Here is a 16601-nt window from a genome sequence, read left to right as displayed (position 1 = left end):
CCAGCCGGACCCGCACCGTGGAGCACCAGCCGACATGACCGTCCGCAAGAACCAGGCCGCCCTGACCTCCGACGAGAAGCGCCGTTTCACCGACGCCCTCCTGGAGCTGAAGCGCACCGGACGCTACGACGCGTTCGTCACCACCCACAACGCCTTCATCCTCGGCGACACCGACCACGGCGAGCGCACCGGGCACCGCTCACCGTCGTTCCTGCCCTGGCACCGCAGATTCCTGCTCGCGTTCGAACGCGCGCTGCAGGAGGTGGACCCCTCGGTCGCGCTGCCGTACTGGGACTGGACCGCCGACCGCTCCCCGCGTTCCTCGCTGTGGGCGCCCGACTTCCTCGGCGGCACCGGGCGCGCCCTCGACGGCCGGGTCATGGACGGGCCGTTCGCCACCGGCACGGGCAAGTGGCAGATCACCGTCCGCGTGGACGGCCGTACGTTCCTGCGCCGTTCGCTGGGGACCGCCGTACGGGAGCTGCCCACACGGGCCGAGGTCGAGTCGGTGCTGGCCATGCCGACGTACGACATGGCGCCGTGGAACAGCGCGTCCGACGGGTTCCGCAACCACCTGGAGGGCTGGCGCGGCCCGAATCTGCACAACCGGGTCCACGTCTGGGTCGGCGGGCACATGGCGACCGGGGCGTCCCCCAACGACCCGGTGTTCTGGCTGCACCACGCCTACGTCGACAAGCTGTGGGCGCAGTGGCAGCGGCGGCACCCCGGCTCCGGCTACCTCCCGGTGGCGGGCACCCCGGACGTGGTCGATCTGCACGAGACGATGAAGCCGTGGAACGACACGCGCCCGGCCGATCTGCTCGACCACACCCCGCACTACACCTTCGACACGGACTGAGCGGCCCGGGCCCGCCCGGTCAGGCGTCGGCGGTACGGCACTCCGGGTGGCCCCAGCCCTGCGCGTTCTTGGCGATCTGCTCCCCCGCCGCGTAACCGCGCCCGCAGACGCAGCGGCCGGGGAACTTGGCCTTGATGGTGCGCGCGGCCGAGCCGTTCTTCCGGGCGGGCGCGGCCTTGCGGCGCGGCGCCTTCTGCGGAACGTCCGGGGAGGGCGGCGGCTCGGGTGAGCCGAGCGCGCTGCCCGCGGGCTCCTGCACGGTGGCGGCCTGGCTGGCGGCCCGGTCGGCGAAGTCGTTGAGCGGGTCGCCGTCGACCTGGTGGGCGGGGACGTGACGGAACTCCACGTCCCGGCCGGTGAGCAGGTCGTCGATGCGGACCACGAGGTCCTGGTTGGCGACCGGCTTGCCCGCGGACGTCTTCCAGCCGTTGCGCTTCCAGCCGGGCAGCCAGGTGGTGACGGCCTTCATGGCGTACTGCGAGTCCATGCGGATCTCCAGCGGCACGTCCGGGTCGGTCGCGCCGAGCAGCCGCTCCAGGGCGGTGAGTTCCGCGACGTTGTTGGTGGCGCGGCCCAGCGGGCCCGCCTCCCAGCGCTCCGGTGCCTGCGCGGGGCCGGCGACGACCCACGCCCAGGCCGCCGGCCCGGGGTTGCCCTTCGAAGCCCCGTCGCACGCGGCCACCACACGTTCACGCATGCGTCCGATCATGCCATGGGCCGGCGGCCCGTCCGGGCCGGGTGCCGGTACGGGCCGCCGGCCGCGCGCACGAGGTGTTCAGGACACCTCGGTCGTCTCCGGCATCTCCCCCTCGGTGGTGGTGACGTCCATCACCGTGAAGTTGGCGCCCTGCGGGTCGGTCAGCGCCGCGAGCCGGCCGAACGGCGACGTCATCGGGCCGAACCGCAGCACGGCACCCTGCTTGGTGGCGCGGGCGACCGCGTCGTCGCAGTCGTCGACCGTGAAGTAGACGTTGATGTAGGAGGGGATCTCCGGCGGGAACTCCTCCGTCATCCGCATCCGGCCGAGCACCGGGGCGTCACCGGTCGAGAAGACGCGGAAGTCCATCGCGTCGTCCTCCATCTGCCGGGCGCCGTAGCCGAACACGGCCGGGAAGAAGGCGTCGGTCCTCTCCGGTTCGCGGGTGAAGACCTCGGCCCAGCAGTACGCGCCCGGCTCCTCCGCCGACGCCTCGAAGCCCTTGTGGGTGCCGGGCTGCCACAGGCCGAAGACGGCCCCGCCGGGCTCGCGGGCCAGGCACATGGTGCCGAAGTCGCCGACCGCCATCGGCTCCATCAGGATCTCCCCGCCGTTCTCCCGGATCCGCCCCGCGGTCGCGGCGGCGTCCGCGGTGGCGAAGTACAGGCACCACTGCGACTGCCCCTCCTGGCCGGGCATCGGCGGCACCACCGCGGCGGCGGCCTTGCCCTGGGCGTAGGCCTGGGTGTAGTTCCCGTACTCCGACGTCGACTCGCCGAACGTCCAGCCGAGGACGTCGCCGTAGAAGGTCTTGGCCCCTTCGAGGTCGGTGAACATCGCGTCGGCCCAGATGGGGGTTCCCTCAGGTTTCACGGCCATGACTGCGCTCCCGCTGGGTGGGTGGTCCGGGTTTTCCACGCTAGCCAGGCTGCCGTCGGGCCGCGCGCCGAACGCGCCGTTCCGTTCCAGACTGGAAGGGGTACGGCGACGGGCCGAAGGACGGGGTCCACCATGGCGGACGGGACGATGCGGGCGTGGTCGGTGACCGAGCCGGGGCCGATCGACGGCGGCCCCCTGCGGGAGGTGCGCCGACCGGTGCCGGTACCGGCCGACGACGAGCTGCTGGTCCGGGTCCGCGCCTGCGGGGTGTGCCGGACGGACCTGCATGTCGCCGAGGGCGACCTCCCGGTGCACCGGCCGGGCGTCACCCCCGGCCACGAGGTCGTCGGCGAGGTCGCCGGAACCGGTGCGGCCGTGCACGGCTTCGCGCCCGGCGAGCGGGTCGGGGTGGCCTGGCTGCGGCGGACCGACGGGACGTGCCCGTACTGCCTGCGGGGCGCGGAGAACCTGTGCCCGGCCTCCACGTACACGGGCTGGGACGCCGACGGCGGGTACGCGGAGTACACGACCGTGCCGGCGGCGTTCGCCCACCGGCTCCCGGAGGGCCTGGACGACGAGGCGCTCGCCCCGCTGCTGTGCGCCGGGATCATCGGGTACCGCGCGCTGCGGCGGTCGGCGCTGCCGCCCGGCGGCCGGCTCGGCCTGTACGGCTTCGGGGGCAGCGCCCATCTGTGCGCGCAGCTGGCCCTGGCGGAGGGCGCCACCGTGCACGTCCTCACCCGCGGGGCGGCGGCGCGACGGCTGGCCCTGGAGCTGGGGGCCGCGTCGGCCGGGGACGCGTACGCGATGCCGCCCGAGCCGCTGGACAGCGCGATCCTGTTCGCGCCGGTCGGGGACCTCGTCCCGGTGGCACTGCGGGCCCTGGACCGGGGCGGCACCCTGGCGATCGCGGGCATCCACCTCACGGACATCCCGTCGCTGACCTACGAGCGGGACCTGTTCTACGAGCGGCAGGTGCGGAGCGTCACCGCCAACACCCGGGAGGACGCGCGTGAGTTCCTGGAGTCGGCCGCGCGGCACGGGGTGCGCGCGACCACCCACCCGTATCCGATGTCACGGGCGGACGAGGCGCTGCGGGATCTGAAGGCGGGGCGGTTCGACGGGGCGGCGGTGCTGGTGAACGACTTCTGACCCGTCCTGCTTCCGGCCCGTACGGCGGGGTCACTCGCCGGCGTAGGCGCGCTCCAGGGCGGCGAGGTCGAACTTGCCCATCGCCATGAACGCCTTGGTGACCCGGGCGGCCTTCTCGGGGTCCGGGTCGGCGACCATGTCCTGCAGCCGGGCCGGGACGACCTGCCAGGAGACCCCGAACCGGTCCTTGAGCCAGCCGCAGGGTCCCGGCCGGCCGCCGTCGCCGGTGAGCCGGTCCCAGTAGTAGTCGATCTCCTCCTGCCTCTCGCAGGGGATCATGAACGAGGTCGCCTCCGTGAAGGTGAACTGCGGTCCGCCGTTGAGGCCGACGAACTTCTGGCCGTCGAGGGTGAACTCGACCGTCATCACGCTCCCGGCGGGCTGCATCGCCCCCTCCGGGTAGGGCGTGACACGGCCGACGCTGGAGTTCTCGAAGACGGAGGTGTAGAAGCGGGCCGCCTCCTCGGCCTGGCCGTCGAACCAGAGACATGTGGTGAAACCGTCGCCTGCCATGGGGTACCTCCCGGAGCGGTCCGTTGTCAGGAGTGTCGACCGCCGGCGGGCGCGAAACTCATCGCTCGCCCGCGCGGGTCCTTCGGACGGCTCCGCGGAAGGGCCGGGAAAAGCACTCAGTTCCCTCCGCCCTGTGCACTGAGTGCCATGTGAGCCGGGTGCGAATGCTACGTTCGCGTCCATGAGCTCCACGAGCGCCGCGCCCGGCCGCGGCGAGAAGCCCCCGATGCGGGACGCCCTGGTCGCGGCGGCCTTCCGGCTGTTCCTGGAGCGGGGGTACGAGCAGACGACCGTCGACGACATCGTGGCGCTGGCCGGCGTCGGACGGCGGTCGTTCTTCCGGTACTTCCCGTCCAAGGAGGACGTGGTCTTCCCGGACCACGAGCGGTGCCTGGCCGACATGGAGGCGTTCCTCGCCGCGAGCGACGACGGCCACGAGCCGGTGCGCCGGGTCTGCGACGCGGCCCGGCTGGTGCTGGGCCTCTACGCGGAGAACCCGACCTTCTCCGTGCAGCGCTACCGCCTCACCAAGCGGGTGCCGGGGCTGCGGGCCTACGAGTTGTCGGTGGTGTGGCGGTACGAGCGGGCGCTGGCCGAGTATCTGCGGGCGCGGTTCGCCGGCCGGCGCGAGGGGACCCTGCGGGCGGACGTGATCGCCGCCGCCGTGGTCGCCGCGCACAACAACGCGCTGCGCTCCTGGCTGCGGTCGGACGGGAAGGGCGACGCGGGCGCCGAGGTGGACCGGGCCCTCGGGTACGTCCTGTCGACGTACGCGGAGACTCCCGGGCCCGCGCCGGCCGCCGCGGAGGCGGACGGGGACGTCGTCGTGGTCGTCTCCCGCCGCGACGCGCCCCTGTGGCGGGTCGTGCAGGAGCTCGAGGGCGTGCTCGGCCGCGGCTGACGCGGCCCCGTCCACACGATCCCCGCGACCTTCCCGAAATCCAGGGAACGCAGTGCCTTTACGCATGGCACTCAGTGCCATACATTGATGCCGTGCACGGACGCACCGCGGACCGCGCACGGGCGTGCTCGGGTCTCCGCGCACGCGGGATTCCGGTCGAGCGCAGGGAGTTGAGCAGCGTGTACCACCACTCAGGCAGCGTGGCCGGCCGGATCACCGGCTCCGGGACCGGCGTGCTCGACGTCAAGGAGACGGACGGGGACGCCCTCCGCTACCAGCGGTGCACCTGGTGCGGCACCGCGATGTACCACCGGCTGCTGTGCCCGGTGTGCCAGGGCAGCGAGTTGCGCACCGAGCGCAGCGAGGGCGTGGGCACGGTCCGCCACTCGACCGTGGTGCACCGCAACACCCCCGCCGCGCGCAATGTCTCCCTCGTCGAGATGGCCGAGGGGTTCGTCGTGCGCGGCCGGGTCATGGGCCCGCCCATCGGCATCCACAGCGGGGACCGGGTCCGCCTGTCCACCGCGAAGGACCCCGTGCGCGGCGAGCCGGTGTTCCAGCTGGTCGACGAGCCCTACCGCGCCTGGACCTGATCGGCCTCCGGCGCCGGGCCCAGCGTGATCCGGACGCCGACCGTGCCCTTCGGCCCTCTGCGGAGCCGGCTGCCGAGCAGGGTGAGCCGGCCCATGATCCCGTACTTGCGGGCGATGAGCCGGCGGTAGCGGGCGGTCGTCTCCTCGTCGGCGATCCCGGCGGTCGCCGGGACCTGGTCGCCGGTGGGCCGCCCGCGCAGGTCGCAGGGCCCGACCAGGACGTCGGCGCGGGCCCGGATGCGCTTGACCTTCCAGGAGTCGGCGGCCGTCCACACGCCGAGGGCGTCGCCGTCGCGGACCACCCAGACCGGGGTGGGCACCCCGGTGCCGTTCCTGCGATAGCTGGTGATGAGCAGGTACTTGCCCGCTGCGAGCCGGTCGAGCGACGTGTCGTCCATGGCCGCAGTGTAGGCAGCGGATCTCCGTGACGAGATCACCGGCGCGGTGAACGCGGCGGGGTCCGGGTGCGTATGAACCGGCGGGTGCTCAACTCCGGGAGGGCCCCGCGGCGTTGTCGCCGCGCTGTACCTGGTTCGGGAGCCATGCATGAGGCACGCACGACGACGTCTCGTCCGGCGGGTGACACGGCTGGCGGCCGTCGGCGGACTCCTCCTCGGGGGGACGATGGTCACACGCGCCGTGGCGAGCGAGCCCCCCGGCCCGTCCGCCGTCCCGCGGACCTTCGCCGAGTCCGCGACCCCGGGCCCCGGCGGTGAACTGGTCGCCCGTCTGGGCACGTCCCGTACGGCGGGCAGCTGGATCGGCGCCGACGGCAAGCCGGTCGTCGCGGTCACCGATCAGGAGGCGGCCGCCGCCGTCAGCGGGGCGGGCATGAAGCCCAAGATGGTCGAGCACAGCATGGACGAACTGAAGTCGGCCACGGCGAGGCTGCGTTCGGCGCCCCGTGTGCCCGGCACCGCCTGGGTGGTGGACTACCGCACCAACCAGGTCGTCGTCCGCGGCGACAGCACCGTCTCCGCCGGCGACTGGTCGCGGATGACGGGCGTCGCCGAGGACATCGGCGCCTTCGTCCGCATGGAGCGCAGCGAGGGCACGTTCACCACCCGGATCAACGGCGCCCAGCCGCTGCTGTCGACGGCCGGCCGCTGCTCGGCCGGGTTCAACGTCACCGACGGGCGGCGCTTCTTCATCCTGACCGCCGGGCACTGCGGGCCGGACGGGTCGGTGTGGTTCGCCGACAGCTCCGGCACCGACCAGATCGGGCGGACCGAGCGGCAGAACTTCCCCGGCGCCGACTACTCGCTGATCCAGTACTCGGCCGGCGACCCCGGCGCCACGCCCGACGTGGTGTCGATCGGCGGCGGCAAGGGCGTGCGCATCACGAGCGCCGCCGATCCGGCCGTCGGGCAGCGCGTGTTCCGCAGCGGCAGCACCAGCGGGCTGCGGGAGGGCGAGGTGACGGGGCTCAACGCCACCGTCAACTACCCGGAGGGGACGGTGACCGGCCTCATCGAGACGAACGTGTGCGCGGAGCCCGGGGACAGCGGCGGCCCGATGTTCTCCGAGGGGGTGGCGCTCGGGGTGACGTCGGGCGGCAGCGGCGACTGTCAGGCCGGCGGGACGACGTACTTCCAGCCGGTGACGAAGGCGCTGGCCGCGCTGGACGTGCAGCTGCTGGTGTCGGACCAGGGCGGGAAGAAGGGCGCGGCGCCCGCGCCGTCACCGTCGCAGGGGGCGGGCGCGCCGGGCGACGCGTCGCCGGGGTCGTCGGTGTCGGTCAGCGGGGATCAGGCCGTCACGCTGCTGGCGCGGCTGGCGGACCCGAACAACGTGGGTCCGGGGCTGCTGCTCGTCGCGGGGAGCATCGTCGCGCTGGTGGCGACCCGGTTCATCCGGGCCGAGCAGGACCGCCGGGAGTACCGGCGCCACTACTCGGCGACCTGGGGCTGACGAGGAGCGGCGGGGCCGCCACGGGGGCGGGGGGGGGGCGGGTCGCGAGGAGACGCGGGGCCCGCCGGGGCCGGACGGTCAGGCCGCCTTGGCCGGCTGGGGAGCCACGGAGGCCCACTCCAGGACGAGGCGCTGGTACTCCTCGCGCTGCTCGACGCTCAGTGTCCCGCCCGCCCGGCGCCACAGCGCCCGGATCTCCTCGTTGACCTCGTCAGCCGATCTATCGGAGGCGAATTCAACAGTGGTGGACATGCTGTGAAGCATACGATCCCGCAGGTGAAGGCGCTGTGAGTAAGCGCACCCAAGGCGGGCATATCGGACCGTGGCGCTGATCACGTCATCTCCCGCCCCGGCGGCGGGTTCAGCGGTCGGCGGTCCCCAACACCAGTACCTGGATGGCGAGAACGGCCGCTCCGCGCGCCCAGTCGTGGAAGTCGGACACCTTGGTCTCCAGTGCGACCGGGGCCGCCAGCGGGTGCCGTTGGCCACGCATGGTCCTCGTCACAGTGTCGCCGGCCACGTCCATCAGGCCCACCCCCTCGCCCGCGAGCAGGATCTTCTGGGGCAGGACGAAGTTGGCGATCTGCGCGACCAGGGTGCCCAGCGCACGGGCCGCCTCCTCGATCACCCGGGCGGGCATCGGCTCGCCCGCGGCGGCGGCGTCCAGGATCTCCTCCCAGCCGTGGTCCCGGCCGGTGGCCGCCCGCACCTGGTAGCGGATGTTCGGGATGGTCAGCAGGGAGACCGCGCTGCCCCGCGCCCCGTCGGGGGTGAGCGGACCGTACGGGTCGAGGATCCAGTGCCGTCCGAAGCCGCGGTCCTCCTCGGCGTACGGGACCCGCCGGCCGCCCAGCACCAGGCCGTAGCCGATCCCGGCGCCGATGGTCAGGACCACGAACCGGTCGAGGCCGCGCCCGGCGCCGAACCAGGTCTCGGCCTCGACCAGGGCGGCGACGTCGTTCTCCACGACGACCGGCAACCCGGTGCGCCGGGCGACGAGTTCGGCGAGCGGTACGTCGCGCCAGCCGAGGAACGGCGACTCGCCGACGACGGAGCGGTTCTCCACGAGGCCGCCCACGCCGATGCCGACCCCGGCGAGCCGGGGATGCCGGGCGGCTAGCTCCTCGGTCATCTCGCCGAGGAGTTCGACCACCTCGGCGGGATCGTGGGTGGTGAGGGGGCGGTCGTGGCGGGCGACGATGTCGCTGCGCAGGCTGGTGACGACGCCGTAGACCATGTCCTCGGTGATCTTGAACCCGAGGAAGGAGCGGGACTCGGCGACGACGTCCAGCGGCTGGGAGGGGCGGCCCTGGCGGGTCTCCAGCACCTCGCCGGCCTCGGGCACCTCGACGAGCAGGCCGGTCTCGATCAGCGGCTTGGTCAGCCGGGTGACGCTCCCCGCCGACAGGTCGAGCCGGCGGGCCAGCTCGGTGCGGGACAGGGGCCCGGCGAGGAGCACCTCGATCGCCACCGCCCGTTCACCGGGGCTGAGGGGACGCCAGCTGTCGACTGCTGCGGTCATGGTCGTCAGACTCCCACATCCATAATTTTTTTCTCCACAAAACCAACGAGGTCAGTCTATGGCCATAGCTGTGGCGGAAAGAAGATGGTCACCGACCTCTTGACGCCCTGATTCTTCCGCCACAAAAGTAAGTGGCCGAGGACGAGCCGCGTAGACGAGGGAGTCTCCCGATGACCATCGCCTCCAGCAGTCCCCCGTCGCGTCTGCCCCTGGGCGACGCGACCGGGGCCGGGACGGACCGGAGAACGGCACGGCGGGCGGCGGCCCGCGAGGAGCGCGGGGACGGGCGGCTCGCCGCCGTCTTCATCGCCCCGGCCCTGCTGGGGTTCGTGGTCTTCCTGCTCTGGCCCACGCTGCGGGGCGTCTATCTGAGCTTCACCCGCTTCAACCTGCTGACCCCGGCGGAGTGGGTGGGCCTCGACAACTACGTGCGGATGGTCCACGACCCGATCTTCTGGGACTCGATGGGGGTGACCGTCGAGTACGTGCTCGTCAACATCGGCGTGCAGACGGTCTCCGCGCTCGCCATCGCCGTCCTGCTGCAGCGGCTGACGCAGTCGGCGGTGCTGCGCGGGATCGTGCTCACGCCGTATCTGATGTCCAACGTCGTCGCGGGCATCGTCTGGCTCTGGATCCTCGACACGCAGCTCGGCATCGGCAACGAGATCCTCGCGGGCCTCGGCCTCGACCGGATCCCCTTCCTCGCCGACGAGACCTGGGCGGTCCCCACGATCGCCCTGATCAACGTGTGGCGGCACGTCGGCTACACCGCGCTGCTGCTCTTCGCCGGCCTCATGGCCATCCCGAACGACATGTACGAGGCCGCGAAGGTGGACGGCGCGAGCGAGTGGCGGATGTTCCGGCGGATCACGATGCCGCTGCTGCGCCCGGTCCTCGCGGTCGTCCTGATCATGACGGTGATCGGCTCCTTCCAGGTGTTCGACACCGTCGCGGTGACGACCGCGGGCGGACCCGCCAACGCCACCAACGTCCTGCAGTTCTACATCTACGGCGCCGCCTTCGGCCGCTTCCAGTTCGGGTACGCCTCGGCGATGTCGGTGGCCCTGCTGGTCGTGCTGAGCGCCATCACCGTCCTCCAGTACCGGCTCACCCGCGCCGGTCAGAGCGACCTCGGCTGAGGAAGGGAGACACCGACATGGCCGCCGTGGCAGACACCACGACCGTCCGGCGCGTACGCCGCCGGATCACTCCCGGACGGGCCGTCGCCTGGGCCGTGATGGCCGCGATCGTGCTCATCACGATGCTGCCGTTCTACTGGATCCTGCGCACCGCGCTGTCCTCGAACGACGCGCTCGCCGCCCACCCCGGCGACCTCCTCCCCGTCGGCACGACGACCGGTGGCTTCGAACGGGCCCTCGGCCTGCAGTCCGCCGAGGAGGCGATCGCCCAGGGCGGCTCGGGCGGGGGCCTCAGGTTCTGGCGCTATCTGGTGAACTCGGTGGTCGTCTCGACCCTGATCACCGTCTGCCAGATCTTCTTCTCCGCCATGGCCGCCTACGCCTTCGCCCGGCTGCGCTGGCGCGGCCGGGAGGCGGTGTTCGGACTGTTCCTGGCCGGGCTGATGGTGCCGGCGATCTTCACGCTCCTGCCGAACTTCGTCCTCGTCAAGCAACTCGGCCTGGTGGACAACCTGCTGGGGGTGGCCCTGCCCACGATGTTCATGACGCCGTTCGCGGTGTTCTTCCTGCGCCAGTTCTTCATGAACGTGCCCCGGGAGGTGGAGGAGGCGGCCCTGCTGGACGGCGCGGGCAAGGTGCGGATCTTCTTCCGGCTGATGCTGCCGATGGCGTCCACCCCGCTGCTCACCCTGGGGCTGCTGACGTACATCACCGCCTGGAACGACTACTTCTGGCCGCTGATGGTGTCCTACAGCGACAGTTCGCGCGTGCTGACCGTGGCGCTGGCCATCTTCCGGGCGCAGACCCCGCAGACCGGCTACGACTGGTCCGGCCTGATGGCGGCCACACTGATCGCCGCGCTCCCGATGCTCGTGCTGTTCGGCTGCTTCGCACGCCGCATCGTCGGTTCCATCAGCTTCACCGGCATCAAGTAAGGGGACGGGCATGCGAGTTCACATGCGGACGGCCGCGGCACTGGCCGGGGCACTCGTCCTGTCCCTGGCCACCGGCTGCGGCCAGGGCGACACGGCCGGGGCCAGCGGGAACACGGTGACGTACTGGCTCTGGGACGCCAACCAGCTCCCGGCCTACCAGGCGTGCGCCAAGGACTTCGAGAAGCGGAACCCGGGCCTGAAGGTGAAGATCACCCAGATGGGCTGGGGCGACTACTGGACCAAGCTCACCGCGAGCTTCATCGCCGGCACCGAACCGGACGTCTTCACCGACCACATCCAGAAGTTCGGCCAGTTCGCCGATCTGAAGGTCCTCGAACCGCTGGACGACCTGGGCCTGGACGACGCCGCCTACCAGCCGGGCCTCGCCGCCAACTGGCGCGGCCAGGACGGCCGTCGCTACGGCGCGCCCAAGGACTGGGACACCGTCGCCCTCTTCTACAACCGGAAGATGGCCAAGGAGGCCGGGCTCTCCGAGGACCAGCTCAACAGCCTGGACTGGAACCCGCGGGACGGCGGCGGCTTCGAGAAGGCCATCGCCCATCTGACCGTCGACCGCAACGGCGTGCGCGGCGACGAGAAGGGCTTCGACAAGCACCATGTGAAGGTGTACGGCATGGCGACCGGCGGCGCCGGTGACGCCGACGGGCAGACCACCTGGAGCCCGTTCACCGCCTCCGCGGGCTGGCACTACACGGACAAGGCCCGCTGGGGCACCGAGTACCGGTACGGCGACAGGACGTTCCAGTCGGTGATCGACTGGTACTTCGGGCTCGCGAGGAAGGGGTATCTCGCGCCCTTCACCGACTACACCGACGGCGCCAACCCGGCCACCGCCCAGGTCGCCTCCGGCAGGGCGGCGACCGCGTTCGACGGCGCCTGGATGATCTCCAGCTACTACGGCGCCGAGGGCCTGGACGTCGGCACCGCGCCCACGCCGACCGGCCCGACCGGCAAGCGCGCCACCATGATGAACGGCCTCGCCGACTCCATCACGAAGAACGCCCGCAACAAGGAGGGCGCCCGGAAGTGGGTGCGGTACCTGGCCTCCGACGAGTGCCAGCGGACCGTCGGCCGCTACGGCATCGTCTTCCCCGCCACCCCGGACGGCACGGCCGCGGCGGTGGCCGCGTACCGGAAGAAGGGCGTCGACGTGACCGCCTTCACCGCACCGGTCACCGACAAGAAGCACTCCGCGACCTTCTCCTTCCCGATCACCGACTACGCGGCGGACGTGTACGCCCTGATCCGTCCCGCCATGCAGGACGTCTACGCGAACGACGCCCCGGTGAGCGGTCTGAGCAGGACCAACGACCAGATCAACCTCGTCCTCGGCCAGTGAAAGGCACACACTCCATGACGTTCTCCCTCGGCATCGTCGGCGCCGGCCAGTTCTCCGGCCAGTTCGCCACGCTGTTCCAGGCCCACCCCGGTGTCAGCGACGTGTACGTCACCGATCTGCTGCCCGAGCGGGCCGAGCGGCTCGCCGCCGCGCAGGGGCTGGCCGGGACCTTCCCCTCGTACGAGGCGATGCTGGAGTCGAAGGCCGTGGACGCGGTCGCGATCTTCACCCAGCGCTGGACCCACGGCCCGCTGGTCCTGAAGGGCCTGAACGCCGGCAAGCACGTCTACTCGGCCGTCCCCATGGCGATCACCACGGAGGAGATCGCCGCGATCATCGACGCGGTGAAGACGACCGGGCTGACGTACATGATGGGCGAGACCAGCGAGTACAACCCGGCGACCGTGCACGCCCGCAACCAGATCGCCGAGGGCGCCTTCGGGCGGCTGTTCTACGCCGAGGGCGACTACGTCCACGACATGGACCTCGGCTTCTACGAGGCGTACCAGTACAGCGGCGGCGAGAACTGGAAGGCGACCGCCTCCTATCCCCCGCTGCTGTACCCGACGCACGCGGTCGGCGGGGTGCTGGGCGCCTGGCGGACGCACGCGGTGAGCGTGTCGGCGATCGGGGTGCGGGACGACCGGGGCGACGGCGTCTTCGACCGGTCGGTCAGCCAGTTCGACAACGACGTCTCGAACGCGACCGCGCTGTTCGAGGTCGCGGGCGGCGGTTCGTTCCGTACGAACGAGTTCCGGCGGGTCGGCTACCCGTCGCACATCAGGGAGTCCCGCTTCCGGTTCTTCGGGACCGAGGCGAGCTTGGAGCAACTGGCCACGGTCGCCCTGTGGCAGGACAAGAAGGGCGTCAAGGACATCAGCGAACTCCTGGAGCCCAAGCAGACGCTGGCGCCGGACGACCCCTCGCTCCAGCACATCGCGCCGGAGCTGCGGGCCGCCTTCACCTCGGGGTCGGCGCCGGTGCACGACCGGTCCCGGCTGCCGAGGGAGTTCGACCATCTGCACAACGGGCACGAGGGCAGCCACCACTTCCTCGTCGACGACTTCGTGACCGCCGTGAACGCGCGCGCCCTGCCGTCGGTGAACGCGTGGGTGGCCGCCCGCTACACCCTGCCGGGCATCGTCGCGCACGAGTCGGCGCGGCAGGGCGGGGTACGGCTGGACATCCCGGACTTCGGGGACGCGCCCGAGGTGTGACGCCTCGGGCGCTCAGCGGTCCGCGAGCCGGGTGCCCGTCCCGAGGGACTCAGGTGCCCGGCTTGCGGCCGTACACGTAGACGTCGTCGCCGTTCTTCAGCAGCGACCAGTACTTCTTCGCGTCGGTCTTCGTCATGTTGACGCAGCCGTGCGAGCCCGGCGGGTTCCACATGCTGACGCCGACCGAGTGGAAGGCCTGGCCGCCGTCGAAGAACTGGGAGTACGGCATCGGCACGTTGTAGATGCTCGACACGTGGTCGATGTGCCGCCAGTAGATCTTCTTCAGGCCGGTGCGGGTCTCGTAGCCGTTCCGGCCGGTGCGGACCGGCACCGGGCCGTACACGAGCTTCTTGCCGTCCTGGATCCAGCTGAGCTGGAGCGTGAGGTTCACACAGGCGATACGGCCCTTGTTGACGGGGCACTTGCCCGCCTTGTTCGGGTTCTTCCCGACGGCCTTCTGCTTGTTCATCAGGTCCATCACGCCCCAGGTGACGGGCCCGGCGTAGCCGGCGTTGGGGCTGATGCCGTGCTTGGTCTGGAAGGCCTTGATGGCCTTGCAGTCGGCGGAGGACTGCTTCCCGTCGACCGGCCGGCCGAGGAACTTCTCCACCTTCTTCTGGTACGGGCCGGTCCCCGCGGTGCAGCTCGCGGCCTGCGCCGGAGCGGCGCCCAGCGCGAGCGAGAGCGGTGCGACCAGTCCGCCGGTGATGCCGAGTGCGACGGCGCGCCGTCTGCGTGTGTCCCCCATGGCCGGGCCCTTCCCTGACGTGTGTGTCCGTGGACTTCTGCTGCATAGACACACCAGGGGCGGGTTCGGTTGTGGCGCGGACCGGGCTGTGACCGAACGGTGAGGTTACGGTCGGTGTCCGGCCGCTCTCAGGTGTCCTCGCGCCGGTCCCGCGCCGCCCGGAATCCGGTGTTCACCGCGGTCAGACCGCCGTCCACGACGAGGGTGGTGCCGGTGACCCAGGCGGCGTCGCGGGACGCCAGGAAGGCGACGGCCGCGGCGATGTCCTCGGGCTCGCCGATCCGGCCGAGGGGGTAGAGCGGGCGGATCGCCTCCAGGTCGGCGTCCCGTCCCTCCCAGGCCGAGGTGCGCACCGTGCCGGGCATCACCAGGTTGACGCGCACGCCCCGGGCCGCGGCGTGACCGGCGAGGGTGCGGGTGAGCGAGCCGAGGCCCGCCTTGGCGGCGCTGTAGGCGTGGTTGCCGAAGTCCTGGAGTCCGTTGACCGAGCCGATGCTCACGATGGCGCCCCGTCCGGAGGCGGCCAGGTGCGGCAGGGCGGCCCGGCAGCAGCGGTAGGCGCCGGTGAGGGTGATGTCGAGGTCGCGCGCCCAGCCGTCGTCCGAGTCGTCCTCGAACAGCGGGGTGTCCGGGGTGCAGGAGGCGGCGCAGTTCACGAGGACGTCGAGGGCGCCGAAGGCGGCCACGGCCTCGGCGACGGCCGCCTCGACGGCGGAGCGGTCGGCGACGTCGCAGGCCAGCGCCCGGACGGTGTGCCCGAGACCGCGCAGACGCGCCGCGGTCTCCTCGACCTCGGGCCCGTCCCGGTCGGTCAGCAGAACCCGGGCGCCCTCCTCGGCGAGCCGGCGCGCGACCGCGGCTCCGATGCCCCGTGCGGCCCCGGTGACCAGGACCGCGTGCCCGTCGAAACGCGTGGTGTCCGTCATGGAGGCACACGGTAGCGCCGCGACGATCAACGCGGCAGATGGCGTACGCGCATGTCCGCGTTCCTCCAGCGACTCCCCCGCGCTCCTGGGCGTCGTGATCGGCGCGCTCGGCTCCCACGTGGTCGTCGTCCGGGGCGACCGGACGAGCTTCCGCCGGGACCAGGCGGCGGTGCGCGACGGCCTGGGGCTGCCGCCGGGGCGCTCCGCGCGTCGGCCGCTCGCGGCGCCCGGTCCGGTGCCCGGTCAGCGGTAGCCCGTGGTGTCCGCCGGTTTGCCGGCGTCCTGGATCTCGGGGAGGTAGCGCCAGGCGTCGGGGCGGCTGCCGTCGAGGTCCGTGAAGTCGTAGACGCGCGCGAGCTGCCCGCTCGACAGGGACTGGCCGTTGAAGCGGGCGACCTCGGGGTCGGCGGCGAGGGCGGCGACGGCGCGGCCGACGTAACGCGGGGTCTCGGAGATGGCGAAGTGCGGTTCGCGGTCGAGGGCGTCGCGCCAGTCGTCCTCCCGCACCCCGAACGCGTCCAGCATCATCTCCGAGCGCATCCAGCCGGGGGTGAGGGCGACGGCGGTGGCGCCGCGCGGGCCGAGTTCATGGCCGAGCGAGAAGGCCATGCGGAGCACGGCTGTCTTGGCGAGGTCGTAGAAGAAGGAGTTCCGGTAGTGGTCGCGGTTGTAGTCGGCGGTGCCGTCGGTCATCTCGACGACCAGCCCGCCGGGCCGTCGCAGCAGCAGGGGCAGCGCGTGGTGGCTGGTGATCGCGTGGGTGTCGACGGCGAGGCGGAGCAGCCGCAGACCGTCGTCGAGGTCGTGCTCCCAGACGGGGCTGTCCCAGGCGAAGAGGTTCTCGCCGCCCCAGATGTCGTTGACGAGGACGTCGAGCCTGCCCTGCTCACCGGCGATCCGGTCCACGAGGGCGCGGACCTGGGCCGGGTCGAGGTGGTCGGTGGGGACGGCGATGCCGTGGCCGCCGGCCTCGGTGACCAGGTCGGCGGTGTCCTCGATCGTCTCGGGGCGGTCGTACTCGGAGCGCCGGGCGCGGGTGCTGCGTCCGGTCACGTAGACGGTGGCTCCGGCGGCGCCGAGTTCCATGGCGATGCCGCGTCCGGCTCCCCGGGTCGCCCCGGCGACCAGCGCGACCTTGCTTTCGAGCGGGTGTGACATGTCCGGCCTCCCATGGCCCGTGAGGTGCTGTGGGTACCGAGGGTGCCGGGGAAGCCGGACATCTTCTGTCGTGTTTCTCCGGGGCTTTCGA

General features: G+C 72.0%; 19 protein-coding genes. 10 read left to right on the top strand and 9 right to left on the bottom strand.

Translation table 11 applies throughout. From position 1 onward, the window contains the following. Window positions 1-34 precede the first annotated feature (34 nt). Window positions 35-859: a tyrosinase MelC2 gene (gene melC2 / locus F8R89_RS32970; RefSeq protein ID WP_151787423.1), complete on the top strand. Its 825-nt coding sequence runs from the start codon at window positions 35-37 to the stop codon at window positions 857-859. A gap of 19 nt (window positions 860-878) precedes the next feature. Here the strand turns inward: melC2 and F8R89_RS32965 are convergent, their stop codons facing one another. Then, window positions 879-1568, bottom strand: coding sequence for a ribonuclease H family protein (locus F8R89_RS32965; RefSeq protein WP_151787422.1), 690 nt, complete (start codon window positions 1566-1568; stop codon window positions 879-881). Between the two features lie 66 nt (window positions 1569-1634). Beyond that, window positions 1635-2435, bottom strand: coding sequence for a VOC family protein (locus F8R89_RS32960; protein ID WP_151787421.1), 801 nt, complete (start codon window positions 2433-2435; stop codon window positions 1635-1637). A 147-nt stretch (window positions 2436-2582) separates the two neighbouring features. On the opposite strand from F8R89_RS32960, the gene F8R89_RS32955 reads away from it, so the two are divergent. Then, window positions 2583-3587 carry a zinc-binding alcohol dehydrogenase family protein gene (locus tag F8R89_RS32955; protein ID WP_192806409.1) on the top strand — a complete coding sequence of 335 codons (1005 nt, stop codon included), beginning with the start codon at window positions 2583-2585 and terminating at the stop codon, window positions 3585-3587. 30 nt (window positions 3588-3617) lie between these two features. Here F8R89_RS32955 and F8R89_RS32950 read toward each other — a convergent pair whose 3' ends face one another. After that, entirely contained in the window at window positions 3618-4100 is a 483-nt protein-coding gene (locus F8R89_RS32950) for a VOC family protein (protein ID WP_151787419.1), read from the bottom strand. Window positions 4101-4281: 181 nt separating this feature from the next. On the opposite strand from F8R89_RS32950, the gene F8R89_RS32945 reads away from it, so the two are divergent. Beyond that, the gene (locus F8R89_RS32945; RefSeq protein WP_151787418.1) at window positions 4282-5001 is read left to right on the top strand and encodes a TetR family transcriptional regulator; all 720 of its coding nucleotides are present in this window, start codon (window positions 4282-4284) and stop codon (window positions 4999-5001) included. A 179-nt stretch (window positions 5002-5180) separates the two neighbouring features. Then, the gene (locus F8R89_RS32940; protein WP_151787417.1) at window positions 5181-5594 is read left to right on the top strand and encodes a Zn-ribbon domain-containing OB-fold protein; all 414 of its coding nucleotides are present in this window, start codon (window positions 5181-5183) and stop codon (window positions 5592-5594) included. On the opposite strand, the gene F8R89_RS32935 is transcribed toward F8R89_RS32940, so the two are convergent. Then, window positions 5576-5992 carry a PPOX class F420-dependent oxidoreductase gene (locus F8R89_RS32935; RefSeq protein ID WP_151787416.1) on the bottom strand — a complete coding sequence of 139 codons (417 nt, stop codon included), beginning with the start codon at window positions 5990-5992 and terminating at the stop codon, window positions 5576-5578. The two genes, F8R89_RS32940 and F8R89_RS32935, sit on opposite strands and share 19 nt — an antisense overlap. 148 nt (window positions 5993-6140) lie before the next feature. On the opposite strand from F8R89_RS32935, the gene F8R89_RS32930 reads away from it, so the two are divergent. Next, window positions 6141-7505 (top strand): S1 family peptidase, encoded by a 1365-nt coding sequence (locus tag F8R89_RS32930; protein ID WP_151787415.1) that lies wholly within the window; start codon window positions 6141-6143, stop codon window positions 7503-7505. 78 nt (window positions 7506-7583) lie between these two features. Here F8R89_RS32930 and F8R89_RS32925 read toward each other — a convergent pair whose 3' ends face one another. Further along, complete coding sequence (locus tag F8R89_RS32925; RefSeq protein WP_151787414.1) at window positions 7584-7769, bottom strand: hypothetical protein; 186 nt, start codon at window positions 7767-7769, stop codon at window positions 7584-7586. A gap of 97 nt (window positions 7770-7866) precedes the next feature. Beyond that, on the bottom strand, window positions 7867-9027 hold the full coding sequence (locus F8R89_RS32920; RefSeq protein WP_151787413.1) for an ROK family transcriptional regulator: 1161 nt from the start codon (window positions 9025-9027) through the stop codon (window positions 7867-7869). A 170-nt stretch (window positions 9028-9197) separates the two neighbouring features. Between F8R89_RS32920 and F8R89_RS32915 the strand changes: the two genes are divergently transcribed. Genes F8R89_RS32915 through F8R89_RS32900 form a run of 4 tightly spaced genes read left to right on the top strand, consistent with a single transcriptional unit; the run spans window position 9198 to window position 13678 of the window. Then, window positions 9198-10166, top strand: a complete 969-nt coding sequence (locus F8R89_RS32915; RefSeq protein WP_151787412.1) for a carbohydrate ABC transporter permease — start codon at window positions 9198-9200, stop codon at window positions 10164-10166. Between the two features lie 17 nt (window positions 10167-10183). Continuing rightward, window positions 10184-11101: a carbohydrate ABC transporter permease gene (locus tag F8R89_RS32910; protein ID WP_151787411.1), complete on the top strand. Its 918-nt coding sequence runs from the start codon at window positions 10184-10186 to the stop codon at window positions 11099-11101. Window positions 11102-11111: 10 nt separating this feature from the next. Continuing rightward, on the top strand, window positions 11112-12461 hold the full coding sequence (locus F8R89_RS32905) for an ABC transporter substrate-binding protein (protein WP_151787410.1): 1350 nt from the start codon (window positions 11112-11114) through the stop codon (window positions 12459-12461). Between the two features lie 14 nt (window positions 12462-12475). Next, window positions 12476-13678, top strand: a complete 1203-nt coding sequence (locus F8R89_RS32900; protein ID WP_151787409.1) for a Gfo/Idh/MocA family protein — start codon at window positions 12476-12478, stop codon at window positions 13676-13678. Window positions 13679-13727: 49 nt separating this feature from the next. Here the strand turns inward: F8R89_RS32900 and F8R89_RS32895 are convergent, their stop codons facing one another. Together F8R89_RS32895 and F8R89_RS32890 are read right to left on the bottom strand one after the other, a co-directional pair. Next, complete coding sequence (locus tag F8R89_RS32895) at window positions 13728-14426, bottom strand: L,D-transpeptidase family protein (RefSeq protein ID WP_151787408.1); 699 nt, start codon at window positions 14424-14426, stop codon at window positions 13728-13730. 128 nt (window positions 14427-14554) lie between these two features. Next, window positions 14555-15352, bottom strand: coding sequence for an SDR family NAD(P)-dependent oxidoreductase (locus F8R89_RS32890; RefSeq protein ID WP_151787407.1), 798 nt, complete (start codon window positions 15350-15352; stop codon window positions 14555-14557). On the opposite strand from F8R89_RS32890, the gene F8R89_RS36395 reads away from it, so the two are divergent. Beyond that, window positions 15351-15605 carry a hypothetical protein gene (locus tag F8R89_RS36395; RefSeq protein WP_192806420.1) on the top strand — a complete coding sequence of 85 codons (255 nt, stop codon included), beginning with the start codon at window positions 15351-15353 and terminating at the stop codon, window positions 15603-15605. The two genes, F8R89_RS32890 and F8R89_RS36395, sit on opposite strands and share 2 nt — an antisense overlap. Here F8R89_RS36395 and F8R89_RS32885 read toward each other — a convergent pair. Continuing rightward, window positions 15596-16510 (bottom strand): SDR family oxidoreductase, encoded by a 915-nt coding sequence (locus F8R89_RS32885; protein ID WP_151787406.1) that lies wholly within the window; start codon window positions 16508-16510, stop codon window positions 15596-15598. The two genes, F8R89_RS36395 and F8R89_RS32885, sit on opposite strands and share 10 nt — an antisense overlap. Window positions 16511-16601 lie beyond the last annotated feature (91 nt).

Source organism: Streptomyces sp. SS1-1 (genome assembly GCF_008973465.1).
GTDB lineage: Bacteria > Actinomycetota > Actinomycetes > Streptomycetales > Streptomycetaceae > Streptomyces.
Note: the sequence above shows the minus strand (reverse complement) of the source record. Positions and strands in the feature narration are given on the sequence as shown.

Coding starts and splice junctions, on each gene's coding strand:
- melC2 (WP_151787423.1), top strand. CDS start 35: ATGACCGTCCGCAAGAACCAGGCCGCCCTGACCTCCGACGAGAAGCGC.
- F8R89_RS32965 (WP_151787422.1), bottom strand. CDS start 1,568: ATGATCGGACGCATGCGTGAACGTGTGGTGGCCGCGTGCGACGGGGCT.
- F8R89_RS32960 (WP_151787421.1), bottom strand. CDS start 2,435: ATGGCCGTGAAACCTGAGGGAACCCCCATCTGGGCCGACGCGATGTTC.
- F8R89_RS32955 (WP_192806409.1), top strand. CDS start 2,583: ATGCGGGCGTGGTCGGTGACCGAGCCGGGGCCGATCGACGGCGGCCCC.
- F8R89_RS32950 (WP_151787419.1), bottom strand. CDS start 4,100: ATGGCAGGCGACGGTTTCACCACATGTCTCTGGTTCGACGGCCAGGCC.
- F8R89_RS32945 (WP_151787418.1), top strand. CDS start 4,282: ATGAGCTCCACGAGCGCCGCGCCCGGCCGCGGCGAGAAGCCCCCGATG.
- F8R89_RS32935 (WP_151787416.1), bottom strand. CDS start 5,992: ATGGACGACACGTCGCTCGACCGGCTCGCAGCGGGCAAGTACCTGCTC.
- F8R89_RS32930 (WP_151787415.1), top strand. CDS start 6,141: ATGAGGCACGCACGACGACGTCTCGTCCGGCGGGTGACACGGCTGGCG.
- F8R89_RS32925 (WP_151787414.1), bottom strand. CDS start 7,769: ATGCTTCACAGCATGTCCACCACTGTTGAATTCGCCTCCGATAGATCG.
- F8R89_RS32920 (WP_151787413.1), bottom strand. CDS start 9,027: ATGACCGCAGCAGTCGACAGCTGGCGTCCCCTCAGCCCCGGTGAACGG.
- F8R89_RS32915 (WP_151787412.1), top strand. CDS start 9,198: ATGACCATCGCCTCCAGCAGTCCCCCGTCGCGTCTGCCCCTGGGCGAC.
- F8R89_RS32910 (WP_151787411.1), top strand. CDS start 10,184: ATGGCCGCCGTGGCAGACACCACGACCGTCCGGCGCGTACGCCGCCGG.
- F8R89_RS32905 (WP_151787410.1), top strand. CDS start 11,112: ATGCGAGTTCACATGCGGACGGCCGCGGCACTGGCCGGGGCACTCGTC.
- F8R89_RS32900 (WP_151787409.1), top strand. CDS start 12,476: ATGACGTTCTCCCTCGGCATCGTCGGCGCCGGCCAGTTCTCCGGCCAG.
- F8R89_RS32895 (WP_151787408.1), bottom strand. CDS start 14,426: ATGGGGGACACACGCAGACGGCGCGCCGTCGCACTCGGCATCACCGGC.
- F8R89_RS36395 (WP_192806420.1), top strand. CDS start 15,351: ATGGAGGCACACGGTAGCGCCGCGACGATCAACGCGGCAGATGGCGTA.
- F8R89_RS32890 (WP_151787407.1), bottom strand. CDS start 15,352: ATGACGGACACCACGCGTTTCGACGGGCACGCGGTCCTGGTCACCGGG.
- F8R89_RS32885 (WP_151787406.1), bottom strand. CDS start 16,510: ATGTCACACCCGCTCGAAAGCAAGGTCGCGCTGGTCGCCGGGGCGACC.